The sequence below is a fragment of the Paracoccus sp. (in: a-proteobacteria) genome (assembly GCF_047973135.1).
In the GTDB taxonomy this organism is placed as follows: Bacteria; Pseudomonadota; Alphaproteobacteria; order Rhodobacterales; family Rhodobacteraceae; genus Paracoccus.
The window spans coordinates 15,857-27,017 of the sequence record NZ_JBKEBL010000012.1 but is presented as its reverse complement, the minus strand read 5'-3'; the positions used below and the strand labels follow the sequence as shown (position 1 = coordinate 27,017).

Genomic DNA, 11,161 nt, shown 5'->3' with positions numbered 1-11,161 from the left:
TGGCACCATCGATCCGTTCCGCCTGTTTCTGGTCTTTAACGAACTGGTCGAGCTTGAGGACACGCCCGGCCTGAACCTGTCGCATATGATCGACCAAAGCCATAATGTCACCGATCCCATCGAAAGCCTGATGGTCAGCGCCTGCGAGATTCAGCGCGCCTTTGTGCAGGCCTCGCTGGTGGATCGCGCTGCGCTGCGCGACTGCCAGCAGGCCAATGACGCGCTGATGGCAGCGGCGACGCTGCGCGCGGCCTTCCGCACCGATGTCGAGCCAATTCTGGCCATGGCCCGTCTGCGGGCGGGCGCGGCCATCGACCCGGTCGCGACCTTCCGCGCCTCGGACTATCGCGCGAAGGTCGCGGAACTCCGCCCGCGGGCGAAGGGTGGTGGTGGCGGGATCGTGTGACCGGTCAACGGACCGAAAGCGGCACACTGAGGGGGCGATATTCGGGCCAGCGCGTCATTTCCCGCGGGCCGATGATCGTCAGCCTTTCGCTTTTGGCGGTCAGTTGCTGCAAGACCTCGCGCAGCATCATCCGGGCCAGCGGCGCGCCGGGGCACATATGCGGACCACGGCCAGCGGATCGCCCCGCTTGATCGGACAGCCGCCAATCGTGGTGTCACGTGTCGCCGTCCGGGTAACGCCGCGATAGGGGGTATAAAGGCAATTCCTCGATCAAGGCGCGTTCCGCATCCGGATTCTGGCGCAGCAGGTCCAGATGTTCGGGATGGGTGGCCATATGCCAGGCCAACGAGCACAGGAAATTGCGCGGCACCACATGCCCGCCGATCAGGTTCAGCCGGACCATTCCGGCCAGTTCCTCATGCGTATAGGGGCCTACGTCGGGGTCATGGGCGATCAGCCCCGACACCATGTCGGTTTCCGGGTCACGCGGACGCGCCATGCGGTCAGCGGCCAGGTCGATGGCGAACTGACCGACGCGGCGCGACAGCTTGCCCGCGCGGGGCAGATCCTCGGCCTGCGCAGCGACGACATAATCATGGCTGAGCCGACTGATCCTGTCCGCTTCGGTCAGATCCAGCCCGACCAGCATGCATAGCGCGCCTTGCGTGAACGGCCCGGCAAAGCGATCGCCAAAATCCGCCTTGGCCGGGTTGGCAAGCAGCACGTCGAACAGACGAGTGACCAGCATCTCCCGATCCTGCACCATCCGCTTCATGCGGTTTTCGTTGAAGAACAGGTTCAGCCCCTTGCGATAGCGATCAGCCTCGGGCGGATCCTTTTGCAGCGGCGGCCGTGGCAGATCCTTGCGCGGGCTGGACGGAATCACCGTCATCCGCGTCGCGGCGAAATCCTGAGGTGCGCGCGAGGCGGCGGCGACATCGTCATGGCGCATCAGCGTGACGCACCCGCCCCATTCATCCTGCCACGCCACCGGTGCCAAGGCCCGCAGCCGTTCATGCGTGGCAGGAGGATCGGCCAGCGCGGCGGATCTCGGTGATCGCTGGAGATGTAGCCATCGGCGGCAAAGGGCAGGCACATTGACCAGACGAAGGGCGCACCCAGTTCCTCGAACGCGCGATAGAACGATGTATCAAACCACAGACCCGCGCTGCATGGGACAACGCCCAGTCCGAGTCCCGATGCCACTGAGGCAGCATCACATTCGGGATCAAACGCGCGCCCGGTCAACGTTTCAAGGATGGGGATCATTCCCTCGATTTGCCGCTGCGTCAGGTCCGGATGCGCGCCGCCATGATGATCCTCCCGGTTGTCGCGCACCCTGCGCCACCATTCCGGGCGATTCCGGTCGGGATGGGGGGCGTGCAGAAGGATATGACGCGCGCCTGTCAGCCGGACCCAATGCGCGAAGATTCGCGAATGGTCGTCAGCGCTGGCCCGGCTGCACAGCAGCGCCGGCGGCGGCAACCCGCCCCATGGCTGGGTGTCGGGCCTGCCCTCCATAAAGGCCAGCAGCGGCAGGGCGGCTGCGGAACATTCAAGCGGCTGATAGGAGAAGACTTTTCCCGATCAGAGGCAGGCCGGACAGGTCGCAACCATCCGGCCAGCGCGGTAGCGCGTCCCAGCCCCACAGGTCGTCATGTGGATCGCGTTGCCAGATCACATGGCCGATGTCATGCCGGGCCAGCGCCTCGGTGATGGCGTCAAGAAAGCCGCAATCGGCCTGGCGCGCGGCAAAGGGATTGTCGGCCCAATCTTCCAACCGGTCGCCGGTCGGGATGGTCAGCGCCTGCTGGTCCAGAATCAGCGCGCCCCTTCGGTCCAGCCGCTGATGCACCAACCCCGGATCGAAGGCCGCGCCGGGCACAAGAAAATCGCGCTGTTCCGGCGCCTGTCGCAACAGTTCCACCTCCGCCTGTTCGGGGGCATCGGCCGTGCCGACGAAGAGGCTTTTCTGCGTATGCTGGAACGACTGACCCACCGGCTGACCCACAAGTAAACGCAGCCGGCCGGGTGAACCACACCGGAATGGCCGTTACGCCTGCGTCCTGTCCATTCCGGCGCGGCGCGGCAGGGCGGGGTAAAGCTCGGGCTTGACGGTGATAAGCTCGGGGCGGGGCGGCTTCTGTTCGGTCAGTTCATAGGCCCTGCGGACAAGCTGGCGGTGGCGCTGGCGGATCATGTGGACGGGGATGCGCAGCAATTCGGCATAGGGTTCGTAATCGAAACAGCCGATAGAGACGCAGTTCAGTTCTGCCTCGGGCAGTTCGGCCAAGAATCGTAAAAGCGCCTCGAATACATTGATCGAATTGGCAAAAATTCCCGCAGGAAGGCCGCCGATTTCGCGATACAACGCACGGATCCGGGTCAGTGCAACCTCGGGGTCATAGCCACAGGCCAGCACCTGTCCGGGGTCGCATGTACCGAAACGGGCGTCGATCCCGGCCCGGAATCCGGCGATCCGCCGCGACGAGGCATGCAGCCGCGCATCGCCCCCCAGAAGATAGATCCTGTCGCGCGGCGGGGGCAGGCCCTCGGGCAATGTTGCGATGATCGCCTGGGTCAGACGATGCGCGCCATCCTCGTTATCGGTGATGACTGACGAGGCACCGGGACAGGGCTGGTCGATAAAGACATGCGGCAAATCGACCTTGCGGCAAAAGGCGCTGATCTGCTGCGGTTCTGCCGCGCCCACCACGAACAGCGTATCGATGGAATAGGCCATCAGATCCTGCACGGTCTTCAGCTCGGCCACGGGGTCGCGCTGAGTGGCGATGATGATCGGGCATTGGCCGCGCTGCCGTGCCTCCAGCGTGAAGCTTTGACTGATGTCGGAAAAAAAGCGGTTGTTGTGCTCGGGCAGGATCAGCCCCACCAGCCCTGACCGCGCCGTGCGCAGCCCCCGCGCCTGACGGTTCACCGAATAGCCCGTCTGCCCGGCCAGTTCGATGATCCGTTCGGCGGTTTCTGGCTTGATCCGCCGCGCCTTCCACGTTCCGTTCAGCGCCGCGCTGACCGTCGAGGGCGAGGTGCCCAGCTTGCGGGCGATGTCGTATATGGTCTGCTTTTGCGTGGGCTTCATCGTCGGCTGTCGGCGCGGTGATTTCCTTGACAGCGTGCCGCGACTCGCCCTAATTTGCAACATCGATTGTGCAAACGCGATTCACGGGTTTCGGCTGCGGCTGGACATGCCGGGGATATTTTTCTGCCCAAGCTGCACAATCGATTGTAATTGTGCCTGCAAAACGGGCCCGAAGGGAGGAAGAAATGAAAAGGATTCTGGGTTTCGCCAGCGCTGTCGCGATTTTGGCAGGGCTGTCCGGGCCGGCGCTTGCGCAGGATATCGGTGTCGTCGTCAAGATCGGCGGCATCCCCTGGTTCAACGCCATGGAGGCCGGCATCAACAAGCGCGCCGGTGAACTGGGCGTCAGCGCCGAGATGATCGGCCCCGTCTCGGCCGACCCCGCCTTGCAGGTGCAGGCCATCGAGGATCTGATCGCCAAGGGCGTCGATGTGATCGGCGTGGTTCCCAACGATCAGGCCGCACTTGAGCCGGTGTTGAAAAAAGCCCGCGACGCCGGGATCAAGGTCATCGGCCACGAGGGTCCGGGGCTTGAAAATGTCGATTGGGATTTCGAGCTTGCCTCGGCCGAAGGCTTTGGCGAGGCGCATGCCAAGCTATTTGCCGACAAGACGCCCGGCCCCGGCAAATACGCGGTTTTCGTCGGCTCTCTGACGGTGCCGCTGCATAATGCCTGGGCCGATGCGGCGATTGCCTGGCTGAAAGAGAACCGCCCCGATCTGGAGCTGGTCGGCGACCGTTACGGCGTGGCCGAAAACGTCGATGACAGCCGCGCCACCGCGCTGGATCTGATCGCTGCGAACCCGGATCTGCGGGGCTTTCTGGCCTTCGGCAGTCAGGGTCCGATCGGCGCGGGCCGCGCGGTCGAGGAACGTCGCAAGACCGGCGAAATCGCGGTTCTTGGCCCCTTCTCGCCCGGTCAGGGCCGCAAGATGGTTCATTCCGGCGTGCTGACCGGCGGCTATATGTGGAACCCTGAACAGGCGGGGCAGGTCTTTGTCACGCTTGGCAAGATGCTTGCCGACGGGCAGGAAATCAAGGATGGCGACGACATTGCCGGCCTTGGGGTGGTGCATCCCGATGCCGAAGGGCGCGATATCATCACCGACAACCTGCTGGAACTGAACGCAGACACGGTGGACGGGCTGGCTGATATGGGGCTCTGACCCCGCCGGTCACGGGAATGCCGCGGGCGCAGGCCGCCCGCGGCGCAGGTTGCAAGGGAAAGCGGACATGCTGGACAGCGGGGCCGGGCGTCATGCGCTGCGCCTGAAGGGCGTTTCAAAGGTCTTTGGCGGCGTCAAGGCGCTGGATCATGTCGATTTCGACGTGCGCGAAGGCGAGGTGCATTGCCTTGCCGGTGAAAACGGTTGCGGAAAATCGACGCTGATCAAGATCGTGACCGGGGTTTATCAGCCCGAGGCGGCAGAACTGTTCGAACTGTTCGGCGAAAGGCTGGACAGCATCACTCCGGTGCAGTCGCGCGCAAGGGGCGTGTCGGTGATCTGGCAGGATCTGGCGTTGTTCCCGAACATGAGCGTGGCCGAGAACATCGCCTTCGACGAAATGGTCGGCCTGCGCCTGCGTGGCGTGGACCGGCGCGGCATGAGGGAACGCGCCCGCACAGTGCTGGAACGGCTGGGTGTCCCGCTGGATCTGGATGCCGCGCTGGAAACGCTGCCCATCGCGCAATGTCAGGTCGTGGCCATCGCCCGCGCGCTGATGAACGACGCGCGGCTGATCTTCATGGACGAACCCACTGCCTCGCTGACGCAATCGGAAACCGACCGGCTGCTGGCCATCGTGCGCCGTTTGTCGGCAGACGGGGTGGCCATCGTCTTTGTCAGTCACCGGTTGGCCGAGGTGCTGGACATCGCCAGCCGGGTGACAGTGGTGCGCGACGGGCGGCTGGTCGGCGTCTATCCGACCGAGGGCATGACCCAGGCGCGTCTGGGTGAACTGATGACCGGTCATCTGCTTGAGGACCAGGTCGCCGCCCGCGACATGTCCGCCGCCCCTGTCGCGTTCGAGGCGCAGGGGCTTGGCCTGCCGGGGCAGTTTCAGGACATCGACCTGCAAATCCGTCAGGGCGAGGTCGTCGGGCTGATCGGCCTGCTGGGGGCGGGGCGGACCGAACTTGCCCATGCCATGATGGGGATAGGCCAGCCCGCACAGGGCAGGATGACCCTGCTTGGCCAGCCCTATCGCCCGGCCTCGATCCGCGAGGCCATCGCCGAAGGCATGGCCTATGTGTCCGAGGACCGGCTGAATCTGGGGCTGTTGCAGAAGCAATCCATCGCCGACAATGCCGCGATTGCGGTACTTGACCGGCTTCTGGACGGGCTGGGGCTGATTTCCGGCCCCGCCAAGCTGGATCTGACCCGCGACTGGGTGGGCCGTCTGGGCATCAAGATCGGCCAGCCCGAGGATGCCATCTCGACCCTGTCGGGGGGCAATCAGCAAAAGGTGGTGCTGGCGAAATGGCTGGCGACGCAGCCAAGGCTGCTGATCCTCGACAGCCCCACGGTAGGCGTCGATGTCGGAGCGCGCGCCGGCATTTTCCGTATCGTGCGCGATCTGGCCGAACAGGGGCTGGCGATCCTGCTGATCTCGGACGAGGTGCCCGAGGTTTTGTTCAACGCCGACAGGGTGCTGCACATGGCCCATGGCCGGATCGTGGGCGAATACGATCCGCGCGTGACCGATGTGGCGGGGCTGGAAAGGGCGATCTATGAATAACCTGATCCGCAACCGTCAGATCGAGTTCCGCCTGCTGATCGTTCTGATCGTCCTGTGCGTCGGCCTGTCGCTGGCAACTGACACGTTCCTGACCATGGGGAACATCACCTCGCTTCTGAACAACAACTCGGTCAACCTGATCTGGGCGGTGGGCCTGCTGGTGGTGCTGATCGCCGGGGGAATCGACATTTCCTTCGCGGTGGCGTCATCCGCCGTGCAATATCTGGCGGCCAAGTTCCTGATCGGGATCGGCGGCGGCAACTGGGTGCTGGGTTTTCTGTCCTGCGGGCTGATCGGGATCGGGCTGGGGCTGATCAATGCCGGGCTGATCCACCGGTTCCGCATCATCTCGATCGTGGTCACGATCGCGACCTTCAACGCCTGTTTCGGGCTGCTGATGTTTTTCAGCGGCGGGCGCAGCATCTATGCCCTGCCCGACTGGTGGACAGACCGGGTGATCCTGTTCGAACATCAGGCCGCCAATGGCACATGGTCGGAACTGACCCTGCCCTTCGCCGTGATGATCGTCTGTGTCCTGCTGACCTGGGCGCTGATCCGGCGCAGCAATGTCGGCAGGCAGCTTTACGCCTTTGGTGACAATCCCGAAGGTGCGCGTCGCGCAGGCGTCAGCATCGCCGTCATGCAGGCGCTGGCCTTTGGCTGGTGCGGGTTCATGGCGGGGATTGCCGGGCTCATGCAGGTCAATATCGTGCAAGAGGTCGTGCCCAACGCCCTTTATGGCCGCGAGCTGGAGGTGCTGGCGGCGGTCGTTCTGGGCGGCGCGCGGCTGGGGGGCGGGCGCGGCACGATTACCGGCTGCATCCTTGGCGTCATGTTCGTGGCGGTCACACAGAACGGGCTGAACCTGATGGGCATTTCGCCCTTCGCGTTCCAGATGATCATCGGTACCGCGATCCTGATCGCGATCTCGACTTCGAACATCTCTTTCGCGGGCTTTGGCAACAAACGGCAGGAGGGCCGCAAATGACCGCGCTGATCGAACGTTCCCGCGCGCTGTTCGGGCGCGAAAGCTTTGGCCTGCTGATCCTGATGGCGGCGATGATGGTCGGCTTCAGTTTGGCCAGCCCGAAATTCCTGACCGGGGCCAGCCTGTCCTCGATGGGTTTTCAGGCGCCGCTGCTAGGGGTGCTGACGCTGGCCATGCTTGCCCCGATGATCGCCGGAGGGTTCAACCTGGCCATTATCTATACCGCCAATATCTCGGGTCTTGCGCTGGCCTGGGTGCTGTTGCAGGCGGGCGGACCCGAGGCGGGGGCCTTCGCGATCATCCTTGGCGCGCTGGCCGCGCTGGCCGTCGGCACGCTGGCGGGCGCGGTCATGGGCGCGGTGATCGCCTATGTCGGCGCGCATCCGATCCTTGTCTCGCTGGCGATGATGATCTTTCTGCGCGGGTTGGGCGAATTTCTGACCCGCGGCGGAGATATTTCCGGCTTTCCCCGTGAACTGGCCTTTCTGGGACATGGCACGCTGATGGGCCTGCCCGCGCCCCTGCTGCTGTTCGGCGTCGTGGCGCTGGTCTGGCACATCATGCTGCGCCGCTCTCGCCACGGTTTTGCCGTCTACATGGTCGGATCGAACATCCGTGCGGCGGAATATTCCGGCATTAACACCAAACGCACGCTGGTGCTGATCTATGCGCTGTCCGGCACGCTGTGCGCGGTGGCCGGTATCCTGATGGCGGCGCGCTTCAACTCGGTCCGGGTGGGTCATGGCGAGGCGCTGCTGCTGGTCACGGTGCTGGCGATCTTTCTGGGCGGCATCGATCCGTTCGGCGGGCATGGCAAGGTCGCGCCGGTCATCCTGTCGGTGCTGATCCTGCAAATCCTGTCATCGGGACTGAACATGGTCGGGGCCAACCAACATCTTGCAACCGCCGTCTGGGGCCTGTTCCTGATCGCCGTGATGATCCTGCGATCCGGCCAGATTTTCAGACTATTTGGCAGAAAGGACTGAACTCATGGAAGGTTTTGGTGTTCACACAAGCATGTGGACGATGAACTGGGACCGCGAGGGCGCGGAACGCGCCGTGGCCGGGGCAAAGCAATACGGCGTCGATTTCATCGAAATCCCGATGCTGCGCCCGCGCGATATCGATACCGACCACACACGCGGCCTGCTGGAAAAGAACGGCCTGCGCGCGGTCTGTTCGCTTGGCCTGCCCAAGGAATGCTGGCCCTCGGTCAACCCGGAAAAGGCGGTCGATTACCTGAAGCTGGCGCTGGACAAGGCCAAGGCCTGCGGGGCCGAGGCGCTGTCGGGCGTGACTTTCGGCGGCATCGGCCAGCGTACCGGCCTCAGCCCGACCGAGGCGGAATACGACAATATCGCCCGCGCGCTGGCCCCCGCCGCCGCCCATGCCAAAAAGATCGGCCTGCTGTTCGGGATCGAACCAGTCAACCGCTATGAGAACCACCTGATCAATACCGGCTGGCAGGCGCGCGACATGATCCACCGCGTCGGCGCGGACAATATCTTCATTCATCTGGATACCTACCATATGAATATCGAGGAAAAGGGCGCGGCAAACGGCATTCTGGATGCGCGCGAGTTTCTGAAATACATCCATCTCAGCGAAAGTGACCGGGGCACGCCGGGCGAAGGCACCTGCGACTGGGACGAGGTGTTCGCGACCCTTGCCGCCATCGGCTTCAGGGGCGGGCTGGCGATGGAAAGCTTCATCAACATGCCGCCGGAAATCGGCTTTGGGCTGGCGGTCTGGCGTCCGGTTGCGGCCAGCCATGACGAGGTGATGTCAAAGGGCCTGCCCTTCCTGCGCAACAAGGCCGCGCAATACCGGCTGGTCTAGGGTGGCGCGGACGGATTTTGCCGGGCTTGCCGGGGCCGCGCGCGATCTTCTGGCGCGGCCTGGCCGTCAGGTTCTGGCCATCGCCGGAGCGCCGGGTTCGGGCAAGTCAACTCTGGTCGAAAGGCTGGCGCGGGATCTGGACGGCACCCATCCTGGCGCGGTGGCGATCCTGCCGATGGACGGGTTCCATTACGACGACGCAATCTTGCATGCGCGGGGGCGGCACCCGTGGAAAGGCGCGCCCGACACGTTCGACGTGGCGGGGCTGGCGGCAATGCTGCGCCGCCTGCGCGACCCCTCCGAGGAAGAGGTTGCGGTTCCGGTCTTTGACCGCGATCTTGAAATCTCGCGCGGCAGTGCAAGGATCATCCCGCCTTCGGTCCGGCTGATCCTGACCGAGGGCAATTACCTGCTGCTGAACCGCCCGCCCTGGCAGGCGCTACGCCCGCTGCTCGACCTGACGGTGATGATCGACATCGCCGAGGCGGAACTGGCGCGACGGCTGCGCGACCGATGGGTCAGGTTCGGCCTGTCCGAACAGGAGATCGCCTTCAAGCTGGACGGGAACGACCTGCCGAATGGCCGGGTCGTCACGACCGAAAGCGCGGCGGCCGATCTGGTCCTGATGCTGCAATAAAGCCTGACGACTTTTATCTGATCTTGTTGTCAGGCTTTGATTTTTTGATTTCACGCTGATGCTGCCGCCTGTGCAACGCTGCTCTTGTCATCCGGCGGACCCGAAAAGCAGACCTGTACCGCCGAAGGCTAACCGCGATCCGTTCTCGGGGCTGCCGTGGAACCGCCTTGGCCATCCGGCATTCCGCCATGTCGCATCACGGTCCGGCAAGCGGCACCCCCGCCAGCACAGGCAAGCCCGCCGCAGGCTTTTGCAGGGGGTCCGGGGGGCGCATAGCTCCCCCGGCTATCGCGGGACGCAAATCTGCGGCGGTACCGTCACGCAAAAGATCGCCGTCGTGCAGCAGCAGCGGTTACACCGGGGGCGCGGTTGAGCTTCAGCGCCGTTGTTCCTCTGACAGCAACCGCGCCGTCATGTCGTCCGTGACCAGCACATTCGCCAGCCCCGCCCCCAGCACCGCCCGGATGATCCCGGTCTTGTGCGGGCCGGCGGCGGCAAGGACGCGCTCGGGCACGCCGCGCAGCACGTCCAGATCGATCCCTATGGTGCAATCATCCAGCGGCGTGTGCACCATCTGTCCCTGATGGTCCAGAAAACGACCGACGACATCGCCGACGGCACCCGCCGCCCTCAGGCTGTCCATCCCTATCCCGGCGGGCAGGCCCGTTCGCATCAGATAGCTGCGTTCCGATATGTCGCTGGCGGTCATGATCGCAATATCCAGACAGGACAGCTTGTCGAAATGCTCTTGAAAGATGGCCTGCGACAGAAAGGCGGCGCGATCGATCTGCGGGGCCAGAAAGACCGGCGCGGCCAGCAGCGAATAGCGCGCGCCCAACCTCCCCGCCAGCCCCGAGGCGATGCCGAAGGCGTTGAACGCCTCGCCCCGGCTGGTGCCGCCGATCATCGAGATGACCTCGATATCGGGCAAAGCCTGCGGTCTCAGCCGGTCAATGGCGCTTTGCAATGTCATGCCCCAGGACACGCCGATCCGTCGCCATTCGCCCGACAGCAGCCGCTCGGACATGAAGCTGGTCAGCGCCGCGCCGCAGGCGGTATGATAGTTGTAGTTTTCGGGATTGGCCGGTGCCACCACCGCCCGCGTCAGTCCGAAACGGTCCTGCAGTTCCTCTTGCAACTCGAACCGGGCCAGAAACGGCGAATCGATCTCGATCTTGACCATGCCGAGGGAACGGGCGCGCTGAATGGCCTGATTCACGCGCAGACGCGTGACGCCCATCGCATTGGCGATCTGCGCCTGGGTCATTCCGTTCACGAAATAATGCCAGCACACTTCGACAATGAAGGCATCGGCGTCAGGGGGACCATCATTCGGCATTCGGGCCTCTCACATCGCCTGCGGATCGTTGTCAACGGATTTTGGCGTCAGCCGCGCGTATTACAACTGTATAATTCTTCTTACATGTGAAAATTTCTCTTGCGTCCCCCTTG

The 11,161-nt window shown here is 64.0% G+C and carries 12 protein-coding genes and 1 pseudogene; 7 read left to right on the top strand and 6 right to left on the bottom strand.

The genetic code is table 11. The features are described from left to right. A pseudogene (locus ACK5L9_RS01015) lies at window positions 1–406 on the top strand (sugar isomerase); the annotation flags it as partial. Window positions 407–410: 4 nt separating this feature from the next. Here ACK5L9_RS01015 and ACK5L9_RS01010 read toward each other — a convergent pair. The 5 genes from ACK5L9_RS01010 to ACK5L9_RS00990 all read right to left on the bottom strand — a co-directional run bounded on the left by ACK5L9_RS01010 (window position 411) and on the right by ACK5L9_RS00990 (window position 3,506). Next, window positions 411–563 carry a hypothetical protein gene (locus tag ACK5L9_RS01010; RefSeq protein WP_416909586.1) on the bottom strand — a complete coding sequence of 51 codons (153 nt, stop codon included), beginning with the start codon at window positions 561–563 and terminating at the stop codon, window positions 411–413. A gap of 57 nt (window positions 564–620) precedes the next feature. Then, window positions 621–1,406 carry a cytochrome P450 gene (locus ACK5L9_RS01005; protein ID WP_416909585.1) on the bottom strand — a complete coding sequence of 262 codons (786 nt, stop codon included), beginning with the start codon at window positions 1,404–1,406 and terminating at the stop codon, window positions 621–623. Then, window positions 1,358–1,744 (bottom strand): hypothetical protein, encoded by a 387-nt coding sequence (locus tag ACK5L9_RS01000; RefSeq protein WP_416909584.1) that lies wholly within the window; start codon window positions 1,742–1,744, stop codon window positions 1,358–1,360. Before ACK5L9_RS01000 ends, ACK5L9_RS01005 begins: the two co-directional genes overlap by 49 nt. A 217-nt stretch (window positions 1,745–1,961) precedes the next feature. Further along, complete coding sequence (locus tag ACK5L9_RS00995; protein ID WP_416909583.1) at window positions 1,962–2,405, bottom strand: hypothetical protein; 444 nt, start codon at window positions 2,403–2,405, stop codon at window positions 1,962–1,964. A gap of 54 nt (window positions 2,406–2,459) precedes the next feature. Then, window positions 2,460–3,506 carry a LacI family DNA-binding transcriptional regulator gene (locus ACK5L9_RS00990; protein WP_416909582.1) on the bottom strand — a complete coding sequence of 349 codons (1,047 nt, stop codon included), beginning with the start codon at window positions 3,504–3,506 and terminating at the stop codon, window positions 2,460–2,462. Between the two features lie 185 nt (window positions 3,507–3,691). Between ACK5L9_RS00990 and ACK5L9_RS00985 the strand changes: the two genes are divergently transcribed. From ACK5L9_RS00985 to ACK5L9_RS00960, 6 genes are all read left to right on the top strand, one after another. After that, window positions 3,692–4,672 (top strand): substrate-binding domain-containing protein, encoded by a 981-nt coding sequence (locus tag ACK5L9_RS00985; protein ID WP_416909581.1) that lies wholly within the window; start codon window positions 3,692–3,694, stop codon window positions 4,670–4,672. A gap of 67 nt (window positions 4,673–4,739) precedes the next feature. Then, window positions 4,740–6,245: a sugar ABC transporter ATP-binding protein gene (locus ACK5L9_RS00980; RefSeq protein ID WP_416909580.1), complete on the top strand. Its 1,506-nt coding sequence runs from the start codon at window positions 4,740–4,742 to the stop codon at window positions 6,243–6,245. Continuing rightward, window positions 6,238–7,233 carry an ABC transporter permease gene (locus ACK5L9_RS00975; RefSeq protein ID WP_416909579.1) on the top strand — a complete coding sequence of 332 codons (996 nt, stop codon included), beginning with the start codon at window positions 6,238–6,240 and terminating at the stop codon, window positions 7,231–7,233. The genes ACK5L9_RS00980 and ACK5L9_RS00975 overlap by 8 nt, the downstream gene beginning before the upstream one ends. Beyond that, window positions 7,230–8,219, top strand: a complete 990-nt coding sequence (locus ACK5L9_RS00970; RefSeq protein WP_416909578.1) for an ABC transporter permease — start codon at window positions 7,230–7,232, stop codon at window positions 8,217–8,219. Before ACK5L9_RS00975 ends, ACK5L9_RS00970 begins: the two co-directional genes overlap by 4 nt. Window positions 8,220–8,223: 4 nt before the next feature. Further along, window positions 8,224–9,072, top strand: a complete 849-nt coding sequence (locus ACK5L9_RS00965; RefSeq protein ID WP_416909577.1) for a sugar phosphate isomerase/epimerase family protein — start codon at window positions 8,224–8,226, stop codon at window positions 9,070–9,072. Window position 9,073: 1 nt separating this feature from the next. Continuing rightward, complete coding sequence (locus tag ACK5L9_RS00960; RefSeq protein WP_416909576.1) at window positions 9,074–9,709, top strand: nucleoside/nucleotide kinase family protein; 636 nt, start codon at window positions 9,074–9,076, stop codon at window positions 9,707–9,709. Between the two features lie 376 nt (window positions 9,710–10,085). On the opposite strand, the gene ACK5L9_RS00955 is transcribed toward ACK5L9_RS00960, so the two are convergent. Then, entirely contained in the window at window positions 10,086–11,048 is a 963-nt protein-coding gene (locus ACK5L9_RS00955) for a sugar-binding transcriptional regulator (RefSeq protein ID WP_416909575.1), read from the bottom strand. Window positions 11,049–11,161 lie beyond the last annotated feature (113 nt).